The 18,728-nt window shown below is 67.5% G+C and carries 21 protein-coding genes and 3 tRNA genes; 14 read left to right on the forward strand and 10 right to left on the reverse strand.

Translation table 11 applies throughout. The features are described from left to right. The first annotated feature begins 23 nt into the window (after positions 1 to 23). Entirely contained in the window at positions 24 to 287 is a 264-nt protein-coding gene (locus J2848_RS32890) for a DUF3126 family protein (protein ID WP_149234807.1), read from the forward strand. A 37-nt stretch (positions 288 to 324) separates the two neighbouring features. Here the strand turns inward: J2848_RS32890 and J2848_RS32895 are convergent, their stop codons facing one another. Then, positions 325 to 954, reverse strand: a complete 630-nt coding sequence (locus J2848_RS32895; protein ID WP_149234806.1) for a hypothetical protein — start codon at positions 952 to 954, stop codon at positions 325 to 327. A 596-nt stretch (positions 955 to 1,550) separates the two neighbouring features. On the opposite strand from J2848_RS32895, the gene J2848_RS32900 reads away from it, so the two are divergent. The 7 genes from J2848_RS32900 to J2848_RS32930 all read left to right on the forward strand — a co-directional run bounded on the left by J2848_RS32900 (position 1,551) and on the right by J2848_RS32930 (position 7,693). Beyond that, positions 1,551 to 2,414 carry an ABC transporter ATP-binding protein gene (locus J2848_RS32900; protein WP_149234805.1) on the forward strand — a complete coding sequence of 288 codons (864 nt, stop codon included), beginning with the start codon at positions 1,551 to 1,553 and terminating at the stop codon, positions 2,412 to 2,414. Next, positions 2,407 to 3,270, forward strand: a complete 864-nt coding sequence (locus J2848_RS32905) for an ABC transporter permease (protein ID WP_149234804.1) — start codon at positions 2,407 to 2,409, stop codon at positions 3,268 to 3,270. The genes J2848_RS32900 and J2848_RS32905 overlap by 8 nt, the downstream gene beginning before the upstream one ends. Then, positions 3,267 to 4,415: an ABC transporter permease gene (locus J2848_RS32910; protein WP_149234803.1), complete on the forward strand. Its 1,149-nt coding sequence runs from the start codon at positions 3,267 to 3,269 to the stop codon at positions 4,413 to 4,415. Before J2848_RS32905 ends, J2848_RS32910 begins: the two co-directional genes overlap by 4 nt. 71 nt (positions 4,416 to 4,486) lie before the next feature. Beyond that, positions 4,487 to 4,819 (forward strand): hypothetical protein, encoded by a 333-nt coding sequence (locus J2848_RS32915; RefSeq protein WP_149234802.1) that lies wholly within the window; start codon positions 4,487 to 4,489, stop codon positions 4,817 to 4,819. A 192-nt stretch (positions 4,820 to 5,011) separates the two neighbouring features. Further along, a complete protein-coding gene (locus tag J2848_RS32920) occupies positions 5,012 to 5,785 on the forward strand; it encodes an ABC transporter ATP-binding protein (RefSeq protein ID WP_149234801.1) in 774 nt (257 codons plus the stop codon). Then, on the forward strand, positions 5,778 to 6,605 hold the full coding sequence (locus J2848_RS32925; protein ID WP_149234800.1) for an ABC transporter permease: 828 nt from the start codon (positions 5,778 to 5,780) through the stop codon (positions 6,603 to 6,605). Before J2848_RS32920 ends, J2848_RS32925 begins: the two co-directional genes overlap by 8 nt. 50 nt (positions 6,606 to 6,655) lie before the next feature. Beyond that, positions 6,656 to 7,693, forward strand: coding sequence for an ABC transporter substrate-binding protein (locus tag J2848_RS32930; protein ID WP_246194373.1), 1,038 nt, complete (start codon positions 6,656 to 6,658; stop codon positions 7,691 to 7,693). Between the two features lie 12 nt (positions 7,694 to 7,705). Here J2848_RS32930 and J2848_RS32935 read toward each other — a convergent pair whose 3' ends face one another. From J2848_RS32935 to J2848_RS32960, 6 genes are all read right to left on the reverse strand, one after another. Further along, entirely contained in the window at positions 7,706 to 8,419 is a 714-nt protein-coding gene (locus J2848_RS32935; protein WP_149234799.1) for an ABC transporter ATP-binding protein, read from the reverse strand. After that, the gene (locus tag J2848_RS32940; protein ID WP_149234798.1) at positions 8,416 to 9,159 is read right to left on the reverse strand and encodes an ABC transporter ATP-binding protein; all 744 of its coding nucleotides are present in this window, start codon (positions 9,157 to 9,159) and stop codon (positions 8,416 to 8,418) included. The genes J2848_RS32935 and J2848_RS32940 overlap by 4 nt, the downstream gene beginning before the upstream one ends. Then, complete coding sequence (locus J2848_RS32945) at positions 9,156 to 10,988, reverse strand: ABC transporter permease (RefSeq protein WP_149234797.1); 1,833 nt, start codon at positions 10,986 to 10,988, stop codon at positions 9,156 to 9,158. Before J2848_RS32945 ends, J2848_RS32940 begins: the two co-directional genes overlap by 4 nt. 27 nt (positions 10,989 to 11,015) lie before the next feature. Next, positions 11,016 to 12,299: an ABC transporter substrate-binding protein gene (locus J2848_RS32950; RefSeq protein ID WP_149234796.1), complete on the reverse strand. Its 1,284-nt coding sequence runs from the start codon at positions 12,297 to 12,299 to the stop codon at positions 11,016 to 11,018. A 128-nt stretch (positions 12,300 to 12,427) separates the two neighbouring features. Further along, positions 12,428 to 12,868: a MarR family winged helix-turn-helix transcriptional regulator gene (locus J2848_RS32955; RefSeq protein ID WP_149234795.1), complete on the reverse strand. Its 441-nt coding sequence runs from the start codon at positions 12,866 to 12,868 to the stop codon at positions 12,428 to 12,430. A gap of 339 nt (positions 12,869 to 13,207) precedes the next feature. Continuing rightward, the gene (locus J2848_RS32960; protein ID WP_170307256.1) at positions 13,208 to 13,381 is read right to left on the reverse strand and encodes a hypothetical protein; all 174 of its coding nucleotides are present in this window, start codon (positions 13,379 to 13,381) and stop codon (positions 13,208 to 13,210) included. 403 nt (positions 13,382 to 13,784) lie between these two features. Here J2848_RS32960 and J2848_RS32965 point away from each other — a divergent pair, with 403 nt between their 5' ends. Further along, entirely contained in the window at positions 13,785 to 15,053 is a 1,269-nt protein-coding gene (locus tag J2848_RS32965) for an outer membrane beta-barrel protein (protein ID WP_149234794.1), read from the forward strand. A gap of 354 nt (positions 15,054 to 15,407) precedes the next feature. Continuing rightward, positions 15,408 to 15,992: a polysaccharide biosynthesis/export family protein gene (locus J2848_RS32970; RefSeq protein ID WP_149234793.1), complete on the forward strand. Its 585-nt coding sequence runs from the start codon at positions 15,408 to 15,410 to the stop codon at positions 15,990 to 15,992. Between the two features lie 95 nt (positions 15,993 to 16,087). Here the strand turns inward: J2848_RS32970 and J2848_RS32975 are convergent, their stop codons facing one another. Further along, positions 16,088 to 16,348, reverse strand: coding sequence for a hypothetical protein (locus tag J2848_RS32975; RefSeq protein WP_149234792.1), 261 nt, complete (start codon positions 16,346 to 16,348; stop codon positions 16,088 to 16,090). A gap of 126 nt (positions 16,349 to 16,474) precedes the next feature. On the opposite strand from J2848_RS32975, the gene J2848_RS32980 reads away from it, so the two are divergent. After that, complete coding sequence (locus tag J2848_RS32980; protein WP_149234791.1) at positions 16,475 to 16,828, forward strand: hypothetical protein; 354 nt, start codon at positions 16,475 to 16,477, stop codon at positions 16,826 to 16,828. Between the two features lie 12 nt (positions 16,829 to 16,840). Here the strand turns inward: J2848_RS32980 and J2848_RS32985 are convergent. After that, positions 16,841 to 16,916, reverse strand: a tRNA-Thr gene (locus tag J2848_RS32985). Positions 16,917 to 16,999: 83 nt separating this feature from the next. Then, positions 17,000 to 17,935, reverse strand: a complete 936-nt coding sequence (rlmB, locus tag J2848_RS32990) for a 23S rRNA (guanosine(2251)-2'-O)-methyltransferase RlmB (protein ID WP_376992709.1) — start codon at positions 17,933 to 17,935, stop codon at positions 17,000 to 17,002. Positions 17,936 to 18,067: 132 nt separating this feature from the next. On the opposite strand from rlmB, the gene J2848_RS32995 reads away from it, so the two are divergent. The 3 genes from J2848_RS32995 to J2848_RS33005 all read left to right on the forward strand — a co-directional run. After that, a tRNA-Tyr gene (locus J2848_RS32995) sits at positions 18,068 to 18,153 on the forward strand. A gap of 62 nt (positions 18,154 to 18,215) precedes the next feature. Further along, positions 18,216 to 18,289 (forward strand) — tRNA-Gly (locus tag J2848_RS33000). Positions 18,290 to 18,369: 80 nt separating this feature from the next. After that, on the forward strand, positions 18,370 to 18,728 hold a 359-nt coding region (locus tag J2848_RS33005; RefSeq protein ID WP_253568813.1), incomplete at its 3' end, for a GTP-binding protein.

Genomic DNA, 18,728 nt, shown 5'->3' on the forward strand with positions numbered 1-18,728 from the left:
CTTCGCAGACAACGAGGTTCGCCATGCCGCCCGCCAAGCCGTCCGCCGTCCGGATGTCCGACACCGAAATCGCCCGCGTGCAGATGTACCTGCGCAAGACGCTGGGCAACCCCAAGATCGTGATCGAGCCGCCGGCGAAGGCCGGCCAGTCGGCCGAAGTGACGGTGGATGGCGAGTTCTTCGGCACGCTGAACCGTGACGAGGACGAGGGCGAGGTCTCCTATGCCCTGAACGTCGTCATCCTGGAAGAGGACCTGCCGGAGCCGCCGGCCATTCCGCGCCGCTGATTTTCCGGTCTTTTCCGGTTTCCGGCCATGGGGCGCCCTAGCGGCTGTGAGCGCGAAGCTCCGCCGCGAGGGCGGCCAGCAGGGTCTGCCCGCCTGACAGGGTCAGGCCGCGGACCAGGACGATCGCCTTGTGCCCGCCGCGCCGGTGCATGACCAACCGCACATTGCGGCTGCCGGCAGCCTTCAGTTCCGCCTTCACCGCGTCGTTGGGCGCCACATTGCCGGCGACCAGCGTCATCTCCGCCTTGTGGCGGTAGTCGTGCGCCGGATCGATCCAGGCGACGAACAGCGGCTTGCCGCCCACCATCGGATAGAGCGCCAGATCCCGGATGGTCTCGTGCGGATGGATGCGCGCGCCGTCCACCGTCAGCCCACGCTCTGTCACGCCAAGCCGGACGGCGCGGCGCTGGACCGTCTCAGACAGCGTCACCACCCACAGCAGCAGGACCGGCACCGCGCAGAGGACGGCCAGCCATTGCAGCATCCTGGCCAACTCGTCGGGCGCCAGCCCGGCTCCGGCGATGAAGCCGGTCGCCAGCAGACCCGCGATCAGAAGATAGCGCGTGCGGATCACCGGCGTCAGCACCGGCGTTGCCACGAACACGGCGCCGGCCGCGCCGTCTTCACGCGTGACTTCCAGACTGGGGGGTGGCTTGGCGGCGGGCATGTCGCGGGCAAATTCGGAAATGGGGCGTGATCCTGTTCCGGAGGGGTACCGCCCGTCCAGTTCTTTCGCCCTGTTTCCGCGAGGCATCCGCACCCATAGCGCGTGTTCGGGCGGGGCCACCTCCCGCCCATGCCTTGAAAATGGCGGGGGGCATGGTAATCTCCGAGGTCAGGAGGTGACGCGAGCCGCTTCCTGAATGGCGGGACCGGTTTCCCGGCCCCACCAAAGTCCGGCTTTACCTTTCCTGGTCCGTGTTGAAGCCCGCTTGGAACTCGAACTTCAGCTTGAACCAGAAGCGGCTGAGCCACTTCAGGAATTTTCTCACTCGCGTCACCTCCTTTTGGTTGCCATCGGCGCATGGTGCGCGTCCGGCGGCGCGAGAATACAGCGCATGCATGTGTGTGCCAATTGCGCTTCAGCGCAAATTTCCCTTGCAGTTGCGTTCCGATGTCCGTGGGCGAGAGGACTGGGCTTTTGCAATCCTGGCGCCTCGATCGGGGTGGTGATAGTTTGCGGGTTGGATGATTTCTGACCGAACCGTCAAGTCCGCTTTCCAAATCCGCCCCCAAGATCCGCGCTGTGAAGGACCGCCGCCCGTGACCTTCCCAAACCCGCTCGATGTCCGGGAGGCGACCGCTTCCCGTCAAGGTTCGGACCGGGCCGCTTCTTCGGCCAAGTCCTCGGTGGTCGTCGAGGCGCGCAAGCTTTCGCTGGTCTATCCCACGGCGGACAAGCCGGTCACGGCGCTGAGCGAGGTCGACCTCACCATTGCCCGGGGTGATTTCGTCTCGCTGATCGGTCCCAGCGGCTGCGGCAAGACCACGTTGCTGCGCGTGATCGCCGACCTGGAGCGGCCGACCTCCGGCCATATTGTCATCGAAGGCATGACGCCGGAGCAGGCGCGGCTGAAGCGGCTTTACGGTTACGTCTTCCAGGCGCCGGCGCTTTATCCCTGGCGGACGGTGGAGCGCAACGTGATGCTGCCGCTGGAGATCATGGGGATCGCCCGCGCCGAACGTCAGGCTCGGGCCCGCGAGCAGCTGGAGCGGGTCGGCCTGTCGGGCTTCGAACGCAAGTTCCCCTGGCAGCTGTCCGGCGGCATGCAGCAGCGTGTCTCCATTGCCAGGGCGCTGGCTCTCCAGCCCGACCTGCTGCTGATGGACGAGCCGTTCGGCGCGCTGGATGAGATCACCCGGGACCATCTGAACCTGCACCTGACCCAGCTGTGGCGGGCGACCGGCAAGACCTGCGTCTTCGTCACCCACTCCATTGCGGAAGCGGTGTTCCTCTCCACCCGCATCGTGGTGATGAGCCCGCGGCCGGGCCGCATCCTCGACGTCATCGACTGCGATAGCCTGCCGCGCGAACGCAAGCTCGAGATCCGCGAGTCGCCGGAATTCGCCGCCATCGCCCACCGCGTCCGCGAAGGTCTGAAGGAAGGGCACAGCTACGATGACTAAGCGTGCGCTTCCCGTTACCGTGATGACGCTGCTCCTGTTGGCGGCGTGGTATGTCGGTGCGGCGTGGCTGAACTGGCCGCAGGCGGCGGAGACGCTGGTGCGCGCCAACAAGCCCGCCGGTTTCGCAGACGTGCTGGCTCAGGCCTATACGATGAAGCGGCCGATCCTGCCCACCCCCGATCAGGTGGTGGTGGAGCTGTGGACCTCCCTGACCGGCTATGCGCCGACCAGCCCGCGTAACCTATTGTTCCATGCCTGGGTGACCGCGGAAGCGGCGTTGACCGGACTGGCTATGGGGCTGCTGCTGGGCATCCTGCTCGCCGCTGGCATCGTCTATACCCGGACGCTGGAGGCCAGCCTGTTGCCCTGGGTGATCGCGTCGCAGACCATCCCGATCCTGGCCATAGCACCCATGATCGTCGTCATCCTCGGCAACATCGGACTGACCGGGTTGCTGCCGAAGGCGGTGATCTGCATGTATCTCTGCTTCTTCCCGATTACGGTTGGCATGGTGAAGGGGCTGCGCTCTGCCGATCCGCTGTGGCTCGACTTGATGCGGACCTATTCGGCCAGCGGAATGCGCGCCTTCTGGTCGCTGCGGCTGCCGGCGTCCATGCCCTTCCTGTTCGCCAGCCTCAAGGTGTCGGTCGCCATCAGCGTCGTCGGCGCCATCGTCGGCGAGCTGCCGACCGGCGGGCAGGCCGGGCTGGGAGCGCGGCTGCTGTCCGGGTCCTATTACGGGCAGACCGTGCAGATCTGGGCGGCGCTGATCATGGCCTCGCTGCTGTCGGTGGCGCTGATCGCCGTGGTGCGTGGGCTGGAACTGGTCCTGCTGGGCCGGGCGGGTGCGCGATGAGCGATCTGGTGACGAACCCCTACCGCACCAGTCTGCGCTCGGCCGCCGATTGGGGGCTGGTTGCCATCGCCCTGCCGGCGCTGGCGGCATTGGCCCTGCCACTGGGCGTGCAGAATGGCGCCGTCCTTGGCTGGTTCGGCGGAAGCATGGCGCCGCTGTTCCTGATCGGGGTGGTGCTGGCGGTCGTTGCCGGCGCGTCGGCGCCGAAGCGGGTCTGGGGCGCCTGGGCGGAGTTGGCCGGCGTGGCGCTGGCTTGGCTCTTGCCGCTGCATCTGCTGAACGAAGGGCTGGACCTGTCTGCCGGCTGGGGCCTGTGGCTGTTCCTGGTGGCGGCGACGCTGCTGCTGTGGCGGGTGATGGGGGTACTGGCCGGGATGCCGGGCTGGACCCGTTCCGTCGTCGTGCCCGGCCTGTTCGGGCTTGGCTTGCTGGTGGGGTGGGAGGTGCTGGTCCGCGGTTTCCAGGTGCCGGCGATCCTGCTGCCGCCGCCCAGCCGCATCGCCGCCGCGCTCGCCGCCAACGCGCCGGTGCTATGGGACGATTTCCGCCAGACCGTGCTGACGTCTGTTCTGCGCGGCTACGTCATGGGCTGCGGTGCCGGCTTCATGGTGGCAATCCTTGCCGACCGGGTGCCCTTTCTTGCCCGCGGATTGCTGCCGCTCGGCAATCTCGCCAGCGCTATTCCGGTGGTCGGCATCGCGCCGATCATGGTGATGTGGTTCGGCTTCGACTGGCAGTCGAAGGCCGCTGTTATCGTCGTCATGACCTTCTTCCCGATGCTGATCAATACGCTGGCAGGGCTCGGCAATTCGGAGCGCATCCAGCTCGACCTGATGCGCAGCTATGCCGCCGGCTATGGCCGCACGCTGGTCAAGCTGCGGCTGCCCAACGCGTTGCCCTTCCTGTTCAACGGGTTGAAGATCAACTCTACCCTGGCGCTGATCGGCGCCATCGTGGCGGAGTTCTTCGGTACGCCGGTGGTCGGCATGGGCTTCCGAATCTCCACCGAGGTGGCGCGGATGAATCTGGACATCGTCTGGGCCACCATCGCGGTGGCGGCGCTGACCGGATCGGGCTTCTACGGTGCGCTGGCGGTGCTGGAGCGGGTGACGACGGCCTGGCATCCGTCGATGCGGCAACGCTGAGGAGTTGCCGGATCCACGCTGGCACGGTCATTGCTTTCATTTCGCCGTTCCAGCCGGCAGGGGAGGTGGGCATGGCCGACATCGTCGTTCTGAAGCATGTCCGCCTGTCGCGGGCCCTGCAAGCCATTGAGATGGCCGCGGCCTCGCTCGACGGTGAGCTTGTCGCGCTGCGCACTGCCGGACGAGCCGGTCTGCTGGGGGATTATGCCGAGGAAGCCACGCTCCTGCGCACCTATGTCCGGACCCTGCGCGTCCTGTTGCAGGCGATGACCCCAGACGAGGTGGACGAGGCGGGTTTGAGCGAGCGCCATGCCCTGGCTGAGGCGGCGGTGGGCCGCTGTGCCGCCGCATTGCAGGTGCTCGACCTGCCGGCGGGCAGCGGGCCGGTCAGCGGAACGGCCTGACGACACCCGCCATCCGAATGGGCCTGTCGCGAAGCCGACAGTGCCTTGACGCCTTCCGGCCACTGCCATACTGCCGTATGGCTGGGATGCGGGACGCCTTTCCCCTCTCCGCCGCCGGGACGCCGCGCTATAGTGGCAGGCCCAACGAACAGTCGGACCCCACCGACCAAGGTGCAGGCACAAAAGGGCGCGATGAGGCTTCTCGTTTCCGATCTGACCCACCGCTATGACGATCTGACCGTGCTGGACGGTATCGACCTGACCCTGGCGGAGGGCGAAATCCTGGCGGTGATCGGTCCCAGCGGCTGCGGCAAGTCGACCCTGCTCGGCATCGCCGGTGGCATCGTCGCCCCGACCGCCGGCAGCATCCGGGTGGAAGGGGAGGTGCCCGACGGCTGCCTGAACCCGATCACCTTCATCTTCCAGGACTTCGCCCTGCTGCCCTGGCGAACCGTGGAGGACAATGTCGCCCTGGTGCTGGAGCATCACCCGCTCTCATCCGCCGAACGACGCGAGCGCATCGACAGCGGCCTGCGTCGCATGGGGCTGTGGGAATTCCGCAAGGCCCTGCCCAAGCAGCTGTCCGGCGGTATGCGCCAGCGGGTTGGCATCGCCCGCGCGCTGGCGGTGCGTCCTGCCATGCTTCTGCTCGACGAGCCGCTGTCGGCGCTCGATGCCCAGACGCGCGAGCTGCTGATGGACGATTTCCTGGAGCTTTGGCGGCGGGAGAAAACCACTGCCCTCTACGTCACCCACAATCTGGACGAGGCGCTGCGGCTGGCGGACCGCGTTTGCGTGCTGAGCCGGCGTCCCGGCCGCATCCGCGAACTGGTCATCATCGAGGAACCGCGGGAGCGCCGGCAGGAGCCGTCGGCCCAGGCCCATCTGGCCGAAGTGCGCGACCGCCTGTGGCACCTGATGAAGGCCGAAGCCCAGATGGCCGACCGGGAGATCGCCCGTGCCTGACAGCCTCAACCCGACCACCATTCCGACCGCGTCTGCCAGGGGCCAGCCCGTCCGCTTCCGTGGCGGCGGCTTTACCGTGAAACGCCACCCCTGGGCGGCGCTGGCCGCCTTCGCCCTGCTGATCGCGGTTTGGGAGGGGGCAAGCCGTCTCGGCCTCGCCAGTCCGCTGTTCCTGCCGCCACCGAGTGCGGTCGTCCGCGCGCTGGCCGGGATGGTGACGGACGGTTCCCTGTGGCTGAACCTGAAGGCATCGCTGGGACGCATCGCCGTCGGCTGGGTGCTGGGCACGGCGGGCGGCATGCTGGTCGGCTTCGCCATGGGCATCTTCTCCACCGCCCGCGCGATCGGCGTGCCGCTGGTGTCGGCCTTCTTCCCGATCCCAAAGATCGCGCTTCTGCCGCTGTTCATCCTGTGGTTCGGCATCGGCGAGCCGTCGAAATTCGCCACCATAGGCTTCGGCGTCTTCTTCCCCACCGTCATCGCCACCTACAGCGCCATCGACCAGGTACCGCGCAACCTGATCCGCATGGCGCAGAGCTTCGGCTTGCCCTGGCGGTCGATCCTGCGTTCCATCGTTCTGCCGGGCGCCCTGCCGGGCATCCTGGCCGGCTTCCGCATCACCGCATCCATCGCGCTGATCCTGGTGGTGGCGGCGGAGATGATCGGCGCGGAATACGGCATCGGCGCCTTCGTACTGATGGCCGGCAACCTGATGCAGACCGACACGCTGCTGGCCGGCGTGCTGGTGCTGTCGCTGCTGGGGCTCGCCATCGGCACTGTGCTGTCTCAGCTTGAACGGCGTCTGCTGAACTGGCGCTGACCGGCATCAACCCAAGAAACCTGAACCATCCATCGGGAGGATTTCCGTCCATGACCGCCGCCATGACCTTGGCCCGCCTCACCCGGCGCGCCGTGATCGCCACCACCGGTGCTGTCTTCGCCGCCGGCACCCTGATGTCCGCGGTGCTGGCTCAGCCGCTGGAGAAGGCGACGGTCGGCGTGCTGGCGCTGTCCTCCTCCGGGCCGATCTTCATCGCCAAGGCCAAGGGCTATTTCGCGAAGGAAGGGCTGGACGTCGAGCTGAAAATGTTCACCTCGGCCCAGCAGGTGCCGGTCGCGGTGACCTCGGGCGATGCCGATTTCGGCGTCACCGGCCTGACCGCCGGCTTCTACAATCTCGCCTCCAAGGGGGCGGTCACCATCATCGCCGCGCAGAGCCGCGACGAGCCGGGCTTCCCCTTGAGCGCCTATGTCGCGACGAATGCCGCCTATGATGCCGGGCTGAAGGCGCCGGCCGACCTGAAGGGTAAGCGGGTCGCCATCACCACGGTCGGTTCGACCTTCCACTACATGATCGGGCTGCTGGCGCAGAAGCACGGCTTCACGGTCAAGGACGTGACGATGGTGCCCTTGCAGGACGTGCCGAAGATGGTCGCCGCCTTCAAGGGCGGGCAGGTCGATGCGGTCATCGCCCCCTCCACCGTGTCGCGGCAGCTGGTGGCCGACGGCGCCGGCAAGATCCTGGGCTGGGTCGGCGACGAGACGCCCTGGCAGCTCGGCGCCCTGTTCACCGCGCCGAAGACGATGAAGGACCGCCGCCTGCTGGTGGAGAAGTTCGTCCGCGCCTACAAGACGGCGCTGGCCGAATACCACGCCGCCTTCAACGGCAAGGATGCGGCGGGCAATCTGGTGAAGGGCCCCGGCTATGACGAGCTGCTGGGCATCATCGCCGATGCCACCAAGCAGAAGCCCGATATCGTTGCCGCCGGCCTGCCCTATGTCGATCCGCAGGCCCGCCTGCTGGTGGACGACGTGATCAATCAGGTGAAGTTCTGGCAGTCCGAGGGTCAGGTCGACAAGGCGCTGGATCCGAAATCGGTGATGGACCTCAGCATCGCGGGTCAGTGAGGAGAGGGGCGGTCACACCGCCAGATAGGCCGCCCTCACCCCGTTATCCGTCATCAGCTCCGTCATCGTGCCGGTCCAGCGCAGGCGGCCGGTTTCGATGACGCAGGCGCGGTCGGCGACCGCCGAGGCGAAGGACAGGCTCTGTTCGGACAGCAGCACCGACAGCCCCTCCGCCTTCAGTCGCCGCACCGCGTCGGCCATCTGCCTCACGATCAGCGGCGCCAGCCCCTCCGACGGTTCGTCCAGCAGCAGCAGAGACGGGTTGCCCATCAGCGTGCGGGCCAGCGTCAGCATCTGCTGCTCGCCGCCACTCATCCGCGTGCCGCGGCGGCCCCGCATCTCCGCAAGGTTCGGGAACAGCGCGAACAGCTTCTCCGGCGTCCAGGACGGCGCGCCGGGGCGGGGCGGCTGGCGGCCGACCTCCAGGTTTTCCTCCACCGTCAGGTCGGCGAAGATGCGGCGGTCCTCCGGCACATAGCCGACGCCGAGCCGGGCGATGCGGTGGGCGGGCAGGGCGGACAGCTCACGCCGGTCGAAGCGCAGGGTCGTGGCGCGCCGCTCCACCAGCCCCATGATCGCCTTCAGCGTCGTGGTCTTGCCCGCACCATTGCGGCCCATCAGCGCCACCACCTCGCCGTGGCCCACCGTCAGGGCGATGCCGTCGAGGATATGGGCGCGACCATACCAGGCCTGGAGGCCGTCGACCGTCAACAGAGCTTCGCTCACGCCTCGCCTCCCAGATAGACGGATTGCACGCGAGGATCGGCACGCACCTGATCCGGCGAGCCCTCCGCGATCAGCCGGCCGCGGTCGAGCACCAGCACGCGGGTGGCGTGGCCGAAGACGGCATCCATGTCGTGTTCGGTGAACAGGACGGCGAGGCCGCGCTCGCGCACCAGCTCCGCCGTCAGCACCATCAGGGCGAGGCGTTCCGCCGGGGCCATGCCGGCGGTCGGCTCGTCCATCAGCAGCACCGTCGGCTCGCTCGCCAGCGCCATTGCCAATTCGACCCGCTTGACGTCGCCATAGGCCAGCACGCCGCAGGGACGGTCGGCCTGTGCCGCCATGCCGACACGGTCCAGCAGCGCCAGCGCCGGCTCGCGGAACTGGGCAGCGGCCGGGCGCCACAGGCCGAACAGCCGGCGGGCGCGCGACAGCAGGACCATCTGCACATTCTCCGCCACCGTCATCGAGGCGAAGGTCGCGGTGATCTGGAAGGTGCGCCCGACGCCCAGCGCCCAAATGTGCCGCGGCGGCAGTCCGACCAGCTCGGTGCCGTCCAGCCTGACCGATCCCGAATCGGGACGCAGCTGCCCGTTCAGCAGGTTGAAGCAGGTGCTCTTGCCGGCGCCGTTCGGGCCGATCAGCGCCAGCAGGTCGCCGGAACACAGGGTGAAGGATACGCCGCCGACCGCCTGCACCCCGCCGAAGGAGCGTTGCAGGTCGCGCACCACCAGTTCGCTCATGTCCGGCTCCTTATGCCGGACAGGAAGCCGACAATCCCCTTGGGGAAGACCAGCACCAGCGCGACGATGATCAGGCCCAGCACCAGCCGCCACCAGTCGGTCAGGCTCATCACCTCGGACTCCAGCAGGTGGAATACGACCGCACCGGCAAGCGGCCCGGTGATGGTCTGGATGCCGCCCATCAGCACCATCACCAGCGCGTCGACCGATTGCGGCACCGCCAGCAGGGTGGGGAAGACGCTGCCCTTGGCGAAGGCGTAGAGCCCGCCGGCCAGCCCCGCCGCGGCGCCGGCCAGGACGAAGGCCATCCATTGGAAGCGGCGCACGTCGATGCCCACCGATTCGGCCCGTAATCCCGAGTCGCGTCCGGCCCGCAACGCATAGCCGAAGGGGGCGAAGGCCGCCCGGTACAGCAGCCACAGCGCGCCGCCGCACAGCGCCAGCGTCAGCCAGTAATAGGTCGCCTTGCCCGCCGCCCAGCCCGGCGGCCAGACGCCGAGGATGCCGTTGTCGCCGCCGGTGACCGCATACCATTGGAAGACGATCGACCAGACGATCTGGGCGAAGGCCAGCGTCAGCATGGCGAAATAGAGGCCCGAGCGCCGCACGCAGAACCAGCCCGCCACCAGTGCCCCCAGCCCGGCCAGGACCGGCGCGCCGGCCAGCGCCAGCGGCATCGGCGCATCCAGATGCCTGACCAGCAGGGCCGAGCCGTAGGCGCCCAGCCCGAACCACGCGGCATGGCCGAAGGACACCAGCCCGCCCAGCCCGATCAGCAGATGCAGGCTGGCGGCGAACAAAGCGAGGATCACCACCTCGGTCAGCAGGATCAGCGCGTAATCGCCGGCGACCAGCGGTGCGGCAGCCAGCACGGGCAGCAGGGCGAGCGCCCAAGTGCCGGCATGGCGTCCGGCCAACAGCGGCACGGTCACCGTGGCCGGTGCGGTCGGCGGGGCCTCGTCGGGTCGGCCGAGCAGGCCGTGCGGGCGCAGCACCAGCACCACCGCCATGAACAGGAAGACCAACACCAGGGTGATCTGCGGGAAGACCAGGATGCCGAAGGCTTGCAACTGCCCGATTAGCAGCGAGGCGAGGAAGGCGCCGGTCAGGCTGCCCATGCCGCCGACCACGACGACGACGAAGGCCTCCACCACGATCGCCATGTCCATTTGCAAGGTCACCGATTCACGCGGGACCTGCAAGGCGCCGCCCAGCCCGGCCAGCGCGCAGCCGAGGAACAGCACGCCGGTGAACAGACGCGCCGGATCGACGCCGAGCGCGCTGGTCATCTCGCGGTCCTGCGTCGCCGCCCGCACCAGCGTGCCCCAGCGGGTGCGGTTGAACAGCAGCCACAGCAGTCCGAGCACCAGCGGCCCGAGCCCGATCAGAACGAGGTCATAGAGCGGGAAGGGCTGGTCGAGGATGTCGATGGAGCCCTTCAGTCCCGGCGCCCGGCGGCCCAGCAGATCCTCCGGCCCCCAGGCCCAGGCGGTCAGGTCCTGCACCACCAGAACGACGCCGAAGGTGCCGAGCAGCTGGAACAGCTCCGGCGAACGGTAGAGCCGGCGCAGCAGCCCGATCTCCATCGCGGCGCCGAGGACGCCCATCGCCAGCGCGGCGGCGGCGACCGATCCCCAGAAGCCGGCCGGCGTGCCGCCGAACCGCTCGATCAGCGACCAGCCGGCATAGGCGCCGACCATGTAGAAGGAGCCGTGCGCGAAATTCACGATCCGCGTCACACCGAAGACGATGGTCAGCCCCGACGACACCAGGAACAGTGTCGCCGCGGTCGCGAGGCCGCTGAGGGCCTGGACGAGGAGGAAGGACATGAGGCGGGGCGCCGGAAACCGGGCGCCTTACTCAGCCGGCCGCATCTTGCGCGCCGCGTCGTCGGGCGGCAGGTAGTTGGCGCCGTCGGCGTAGCGCCAGTCCTTCATAGTGCCGCGCCCGTCCTTCACCGTCGTGATGCCGACGTAAGCGCCCATGGTCGCCTGATGGTCGGACGCGCGGAAGGTCACCGGGCCGACCGGACTGTCGATGGTCAGGCCGGCCAGCGCGTCGACGATCGGCTCCGCATTGGCCGACTTGGCCTTGGTGATCGCGGCGGCGACCGCCTTCATGGTGATGTAGCCGACGATGGAACCCGCCTTGGGCGTTTCCTTGAAGCGCGCGCTGTAGGCGGCGACGAAGGCCTTGTGGGCGGGCGTGTCGATCTGCTCCCAGGGATAGCCGGTGACGATCCAGCCTTCCGGCGCCTCGTCCTTCATCGGCTCAAGGTATTCCGGTTCGCCGGTCAGCAGGCTGACAACCTTGCGGTTGCGGAACAGGCCGCGGCCTTCGCCCTCGCGCACGAACTTGGCGAGGTCGGCGCCGAAGGTGACGTTGAAGATGGCGTCGGGCTTGGCGGCGGCCAGGGCCTGCACCGTCGGACCGGCCTCCAGCTTGCCTTGCACCGGCCACTGCTCGGCGACGAACTCGACGTCCGGGCGTTTTTCCTTCAACAGCTGCTTGAACCACGACACCGCTGACTGGCCGTATTCGTAGTTGGGGGCGACGGTGGCCCAGCGTTTGGCCGGCAGCTTCGCCGCCTCCTCGACCAGCATGGCCGCCTGCATGTAGGTGCTGGGGCGCAGGCGGAAGGTGTAGCGGTTGCCCTTCGACCAGGTGATGGCGTCGGTCAGCGGCTCGGCCGCGACGAAGGGCACCTTGTTGCGCGCGGCGAAATCGGCGACGGCCAGTCCGATGTGGGAGAAATAGGTGCCGGCGAGCACGTCCACCGCCTCGTTCGTCACCAGTTCCTGCGCGACGCGCACCGCGTCGTCGGGCTTGCCGGCATCGTCGCGCGAGACGACCTGAAGCTCGCAGCAGCCGATCACGCCGCCCGCGGCGTTGATCTCCTCCAGCGCCAGTTGCCAGCCCTGGCGGTAGGGGATGGTGAAGGCGGGAAGGCCGGTATAGCTGTTGATCTCACCCACCCGCACCGGCGCGCCGGAGAATTTCCCCGGCTCCTTTGCGGATTGTGCTGCGGCCGGGCCGGCCGTAAGTGCGGCGGCGGATACGGCAACGGACATGGCGGCGAACAGAGCGGCCGGGCGGAGAACCTTCGCCAGCGGCGAGGCGGTCGGGTGACGGTGCTTCATCCTGCGGGGACCCCGGTTCGTAAGAGACCAGCGGCGTGTCCGGGTCGCGGTGCGACGCAACACACCGCGTTCATAGCAAACCCGGCGCAAAAGTCACCGCCTGATCGGGGTTTTCCCAAGCGTGCGACCTACATCAGGCGGGCCAGCAGCGTCATGAACTGCACCCGCTCCTCCTCGCTCAGCGGGGCCAGCGTCTGTTCATGGGCGGCGGCGGCGTTCGCCATCAGGTCGATGACCAGGGCCTGGCCGATCCGGGTCAGCCGGACGCTGGTGCGGCGGCGGTCCTGCGGGTCGGGCTGACGTTCGACCAGAGTGCGCTCCACCAGCCGCAGGATCACTCCCTGGGTGGTCGCCGGATCCATGTAGGTTAGTCGGCCGAGCTGATTCTGCGACAGCGGGCCTTCCGCATGCAGGGTGGCCAGCGCCCCCCATTGGGTGGGCGTCAGCAACTGATCGCCGATCAGGTCGATGAAGATCGCCGACGCGCGTTGATGGGCGCGGCGAAGGCGGTGGTGAACCTGGCCGGCCAACTGGTAATCGTCGGGAGGCAGTCGTCCGAAGTCGTCCATGGCAGCAGGCCCGTGGTTCGCGCCCGCCTTCGGTCCGGGTCGAAGGCTGGGGCGGGCGCGGACCGCCGCTCCCGGCTGCGTGGGCAGGGATGGCGCGGTGTTTCCCGCCTGTCACCATCCGATGCGTCCATTATGCGTTCCTCATGAAAAGGGTAGAAAACGCAATGGCCGCAGTGCAACCTTCGCAGATGCGTCATAGAGCCACAGGAATGCGCATGTCATCGCCTGCGCAACAAAAGAAGCACCTCAAGCCTGAAAATAAGCCGCAGGCGGAATCTGACGCAATTCCGGCCGCAATTCGGGCCGTCTGCACCGTCGCTTCTCACCGGCTGTTCTTCGTCAGGGCTTCCGTTTGGGCGGATAGCTGTTGGGCGGGGCGGTCTTCTCGGCCGGGCTGACGGCGTCGTCCTTCTCGGGAGCCGTCACGCCGCCCGGCGTGTAGGGCGGGGTGGTGGCGTCGGGCGGGCGCTTGGTCGAAGGCGGCGGGGGCGGCGTGTCGAGTCGGCGTGTCATGCGGCACCTTTCGGGGGCAAGAAACGTGATGAACAACCCGGTGCCGGGCAGGCGGTTCCAAAGCAGGAGCCCTGTGGCATCGCCAGTTCCGCCCCGCCGTTCTATGACCTTCATCTTAGGACCACTTGGAAAAGGCGCTGGAATCAAGCGAATCATCACCCCTGACGTCATTGCCGGGCCAGCAGCTTTTTGTTGCGGCCACACCACAGGACCTGGCAAAAGCAGCGGTGCCTGGGCTTCACTGTTGCGTGGGAAGCACGGTTTGTTGTGTCTTTGCCGAGGATGCGTCCGCATCGGTCCCGGCCGGGTTTCAAGCCGGACACCGCTGGCCGGCCGCGTCCCACCAAGGAGCCGGACCCCCGGCCCAGTGAGCCGACCGAACCCAGCCAAGCGCGGTGACTCCATGAAGACCAGCACCCTTTCCCTCCTCGCCCTCGCTCTCGCCTCGACCGGGCTGACGTCGCTTCCCGCCGCCGCCCAGGACGACCTGCAGCGTGGCGAAACCGTGCTGGAGCGTCGCCGGCCGGAACTGGAGCAGCTCGGGCTGCGCGCCGGTTCCTTCCTGTTCCTGCCGCGGGTGGAAGCCGGTGCCACCTATGACACCAACGTCTACGCCACGCGCGACAACCATGAGGACGACGTCATCTGGACGGTCCGGCCGCGGCTGGACATCAAGTCGGATTTCTCGGCCCACGCGTTGAACTTTTCGGCCTCGGCCGATGCCGGCCGCTACAGCGACCATTCCGGTGAGAACTACACCGATTATGCCGTGCAGGCCGATGGCCGCTTCGACGTGAACAAGGGCGGTGCGCTGGATGGCCAGCTGTTCCACCGCCGCAACCATGAAGGCCGTGGCGACATCAACAGCCTGCAAGGCTATGCCGAGCCGGTGAAATATTACACCAGTGGCGGCGAGGCCGGCTATACCCAGCGCTTCAACCGCCTGCGCGCCCGCATTTCCGGATCGGCCCAGTACATCTCCTATGACGATGTCGATCTGATCGGCGGCGGCGTCGCCCGCCAAGGCGATCGCGACCGTTGGGAATATGCGACGGTCGGCCGCGTCGGCTATGAATTCATCGCGGGCTACGAGGCCTTCGTCCAGGGCACCTATTCCTGGACCCGCCACAAGAACGACCGCGATGCCTTCGGTCTTGACCGCGACTCCGACGGTTATGAAGTGGTGGGCGGTCTCGCCACCGACCTGACCGGCCTGATCACCGGCGAGGTCTTCGCCGGCTATCTCGCCCGCAACTACAAGGATTCGCGGCTGGAGGATTTCAACGGCCTGTCCTTCGGCGGGCGCCTGAACTGGGCGGTCACCCAGCTGACCGGCATCAGCGCCACCGCCAGCCGCCAGGTGCGCGAGACCTCGGCCAGCCCCGGCTTCGGCACGGCCTCCAGCTACACCCGCACCCTGTTCGCGCTGGGCGTCGACCACGAGCTGCTGCGTTCGCTGGTGCTGAACGGCCGTCTGCAATACCGCCAGGACGACTTCAACGGCAACGACCGCAACGACAAGGTCTACACGGCCGGCGTCGGCGGGACCTATCAGATGAACCGCAACTTTTATCTGACCGGCGGCTATACCTACGAGAAGCGCAACTCCAACCTCAGCGCCGCAGAGTATAGTGACAATCTGATCTATCTGCGCGTCGGCGCTCAGATGTAATCCTGGACCCAATACGGCGGAATCGGATCGGCCGACCGGGAAAGTCCCAGCCGAAGGTCCTAAAGGTTCCGCTGAACAGGGCAGGGCGTCCGTCCTATGACGGACGCCCTTTTCTTATGCCTGCTTTTATTATCGATGGCGATGTACTGGGGAGATCCGAAGGCGGTAATTCCTCTCCACTTTTTCCCAAGCGCTTGCGAGTTGCTAGTCTCCACCCGAATTCAGGTGCGTGACCAAAGGGCGCCGCTGCAAGGCGGCCGGCGGATGGGGTGGTTCCGGTGGAACGGGGCCCCGTCGAACAGGGCCGGGCCGGCGCTGTGGCAGGCATCCACCAGCCAGGGAAAGGGTTTAGGGATGAATCGACGTCATGTGATCCGTGCGCTGGGCCAGGGGATAGGGTTGGCCGCGCTCGCCGTTGCCATGGTCGGCTGTGCCGGCGGCAATGACGCGCCGATGGAGACCGCCAGCGCCGGTCAGATCGGCGAATACCGTCTCGGCCCGGGTGACGCGTTGCGCGTCATCGTGTTCGGCGAGGAACAGCTGTCCGGCGAATTCCGCGTGGACGGTACCGGCAAGGTCGCCATGCCGCTGATCGGCGAGGTTTCCGCCAAGGATCGCAACACACGGGATCTGGAAAAGGAAATCGCCACCCGTCTGGCCGCTGGTTACGTGAAGGACCCGAAGGTCAGCGTCGAGGTGCTGAACCACCGCCCCTTCTTCATCCTGGGCGAGGTGCGCAATCCCGGCCAGTACCAGTATGTCAACGGCATGACCGCCCTGTCGGCGGTGGCGATGGCCGGCGGTTATACCTACCGCGCCAAGGAGGACTACGTCCTCATCACCCGCGGCAGCGATCCCAAGAAGGAGCTCCGCAAGGCCCCGATCACCACCTCCGTGATGCCGGACGACGTGGTCCGCATTCCGGAGCGCTATTTCTAAGCGGCGCTGTCCGGCGGAAAGCGGCAGGACGCCGAATCGCGAAAGCCCGGTTGGGGATCCCCCGACCGGGCTTTTTGCCGTCTGGAAGGTGGGAATCAGGTGTCGAGCGTGTCGCCGCCCTTCTTCTGGCCCGGCGGCATGCGCTGGTTGCCGGGAACGACTGCATCGCGCGAGATGCCATGCGGCGGGGTGGTACCAGCCGCCTCGTCGTCTGTGCCGAGCGGTGCCGCAGCGGGATCGGTGGCCGGAACCTTGTCGCCGGTCAGGCCGCGGTCGATGTCCGCGCGCATCCGATTGGCCTCCGCGCTGGGCGTGGTGGGCGTGTCGCCGCCCGAGTCGGGATGGGGCTTGGTCATGGTCGGCCTTTCGCGCAAACTGCTGTGAGGAGCATTCCGATGCCTCCTCCAACCACCGCGCCCTGCCGAGGGTTCCCTGGGGAAGCTGTCCGCAGGCCGGCATCTGCCGCCATGGGAGTCACCTGCATGGACGTGGCGACGACGGACCTCGGCGCGACTCTGATCGCGCTTGCCGTGCCGGCTGTGGTCACGGTTCTGTTCGGTGTGGCCGCTATCCTGGCGATGCTTCGCCGCGGCCTGCGTCGGCTTTACTGGGCTGGGTGCGCGATGCTGATTGGGGTCGGCAGTGCCGGCACCGTTGCCGTCGTATGCTGTGCATCCCCAACGATCCTGGCCGACGGATCGATCAGTGGAGAGATGCCGCCCGCCTTCGGAGCCGCCCTGATGCTGGCAGCGATGGGGTGTGGTGGTGCGGTGCTGGGCTTGGTCGGACTTGTGTGCAGCCGCTGGAGCCAAGCGGTCGGCGCGGCGCCGAAATAGTGCCCCGCGCGATGGTGCCGGATACAGGAATCGAACCCGTGACCTTCTGATTACAAATCAGCTGCTCTACCAGCTGAGCTAATCCGGCGCGCCCGTCGCTTGAGGGACGCACACCTTAGCGTCCCTTTTCCGCGTAAACAAGCACTTGGCCGCGCCGGAGCTGCAACCCGGTCACTCACGCAGGCGGGCGACCTCGTACAGCGCCACCGCGGCGGCGTTGGAGACGTTGAGGCTGCCCACCGGACCGCCGGTCGGCAGGCGGGCGATGGCGTCGCAACGCTCCATCGTCAGGCGGCGCAGGCCGCTGCCTTCCGCTCCCATCACCAGCACCGTCTTGCCGGTCAGGTCCAGCTTGGCAAGCGTCGACGGTCCCGATTCGGCAAGCCCGACCGACCAGAAGCCGTTCTCCTGCAAATCGGTCAGCGCCCGGGCCAGATTGGTGACGCGGACCAGCGGCACCGCCTCCAGGGCGCCCGACGCGCTCTTCGCCAGCACGCCGGTCGTCTCCGGCGCGTGGCGTTCGGTCACCACCACGGCGCGGGCGCCGAAGGCGGCGGCGGAGCGCAGGATGGCGCCGACATTGTGCGGATCCGTCACCTGATCGAGGGCGACGATGACCGCCGACGTCTCGGAGGCCAGCTCGTTGCACAGATCCTCGATGCCCAACTCGGACAGGGGAGAGGCGTCGACGACGATGCCCTGATGCACCGCACCCGGCGGCAGCATCCGATCAAGCTCCATGCGGTCGACCGGCGAAGCCTCCGGCCGCTGCAGCCCCTGCGCGCGGGCCTCGGCGATCGCCGGCTCCAGCGCCGCCCGGCCTGAGCCGGTCACCAGCAGACGGTGGATGCGCCGCTCCGGATTGGTCCAGGCGGCGGCCACCGGGTGCAGCCCATAGAGAAGCACGCCGCGCGCCGCCGGGCCCCGGCCGCCCTTCGACGGGCCCCGACGACCGCGCCCGGACTCCTCAGCATGCTCCTGCCGCGGCGTCGCGCCATGCTGCGGCCTGGAGCCCGACCGCTCGGTGTTTCGCTCCGGGTGAGAGGCGGAAGAACGGGTGGAAGAGGGGCCGGAACCCGGATGTCTGGAGCGCGTCATGATACCCACGAAGAAGGGGAGGGGACCGCAGCGGACTGCGGCCGAATTTTTTCTGGTGTGAACCGCTTAACCCGTGTTGACAAGGTCTGAAAAATTCGCATATTGCCGAACTCCGCGGCGGGCACTGCCAGGCCGCGGACTGGAAGGGTGGCCGAGTGGTTAAAGGCAGCAGACTGTAAATCTGCCCGCGTTAGCGTACGCTGGTTCGAATCCAGCCCCTTCCACCACTACTTTCCACGGCTTGTCCGTGATCGCGTTTGCCCCGGACGGTCGCGCCGGCGGGATGCTTGCGGGTGTAGCTCAATGGTAGAGCAGAAGCCTTCCAAGCTTACGACGGGGGTTCGATTCCCCTCACCCGCTCCAATCCCGCGTGCGCCACGGAAAACGGATCTCGGCCGGGCCATTGTGTGCGTCCGGAACGTCGGGAACGAAAGACCAAAGCGATGGCGAAGGCAAAGTTTGAGCGGAACAAGCCGCACTGCAACGTTGGCACGATCGGCCACGTCGACCACGGCAAGACGTCGCTGACGGCGGCGATCACGAAGGTGCTGGCGGAGTCCGGCGGCGCCACCTTCACCGCTTACGACCAGATCGACAAGGCGCCGGAAGAGAAGGCGCGCGGCATCACGATCTCGACGGCGCACGTCGAGTACGAGACGACCAACCGCCACTACGCGCACGTCGACTGCCCCGGCCACGCCGACTATGTGAAGAACATGATCACGGGCGCCGCCCAGATGGACGGCGCGATCCTGGTCGTGTCGGCCGCCGACGGCCCGATGCCGCAGACCCGCGAGCACAT

The organism is Azospirillum lipoferum (genome assembly GCF_024170005.1).
Classification (GTDB): Bacteria; Pseudomonadota; Alphaproteobacteria; order Azospirillales; family Azospirillaceae; genus Azospirillum; species Azospirillum lipoferum.

Bases quoted from the DNA above. Each gene is read 5' to 3' on its own strand.
- J2848_RS32890 (WP_149234807.1), top strand. From the start codon at position 24: ATGCCGCCCGCCAAGCCGTCCGCCGTCCGGATGTCCGACACCGAAATC.
- J2848_RS32895 (WP_149234806.1), bottom strand. From the start codon at position 954: ATGCCCGCCGCCAAGCCACCCCCCAGTCTGGAAGTCACGCGTGAAGAC.
- J2848_RS32905 (WP_149234804.1), top strand. From the start codon at position 2,407: ATGACTAAGCGTGCGCTTCCCGTTACCGTGATGACGCTGCTCCTGTTG.
- J2848_RS32910 (WP_149234803.1), top strand. From the start codon at position 3,267: ATGAGCGATCTGGTGACGAACCCCTACCGCACCAGTCTGCGCTCGGCC.
- J2848_RS32915 (WP_149234802.1), top strand. From the start codon at position 4,487: ATGGCCGACATCGTCGTTCTGAAGCATGTCCGCCTGTCGCGGGCCCTG.
- J2848_RS32920 (WP_149234801.1), top strand. From the start codon at position 5,012: ATGAGGCTTCTCGTTTCCGATCTGACCCACCGCTATGACGATCTGACC.
- J2848_RS32930 (WP_246194373.1), top strand. From the start codon at position 6,656: ATGACCGCCGCCATGACCTTGGCCCGCCTCACCCGGCGCGCCGTGATC.
- J2848_RS32940 (WP_149234798.1), bottom strand. From the start codon at position 9,159: ATGAGCGAACTGGTGGTGCGCGACCTGCAACGCTCCTTCGGCGGGGTG.
- J2848_RS32945 (WP_149234797.1), bottom strand. From the start codon at position 10,988: ATGTCCTTCCTCCTCGTCCAGGCCCTCAGCGGCCTCGCGACCGCGGCG.
- J2848_RS32950 (WP_149234796.1), bottom strand. From the start codon at position 12,299: ATGAAGCACCGTCACCCGACCGCCTCGCCGCTGGCGAAGGTTCTCCGC.
- J2848_RS32955 (WP_149234795.1), bottom strand. From the start codon at position 12,868: ATGGACGACTTCGGACGACTGCCTCCCGACGATTACCAGTTGGCCGGC.
- J2848_RS32960 (WP_170307256.1), bottom strand. From the start codon at position 13,381: ATGACACGCCGACTCGACACGCCGCCCCCGCCGCCTTCGACCAAGCGC.
- J2848_RS32965 (WP_149234794.1), top strand. From the start codon at position 13,785: ATGAAGACCAGCACCCTTTCCCTCCTCGCCCTCGCTCTCGCCTCGACC.
- J2848_RS32970 (WP_149234793.1), top strand. From the start codon at position 15,408: ATGAATCGACGTCATGTGATCCGTGCGCTGGGCCAGGGGATAGGGTTG.
- J2848_RS32975 (WP_149234792.1), bottom strand. From the start codon at position 16,348: ATGACCAAGCCCCATCCCGACTCGGGCGGCGACACGCCCACCACGCCC.
- J2848_RS32980 (WP_149234791.1), top strand. From the start codon at position 16,475: ATGGACGTGGCGACGACGGACCTCGGCGCGACTCTGATCGCGCTTGCC.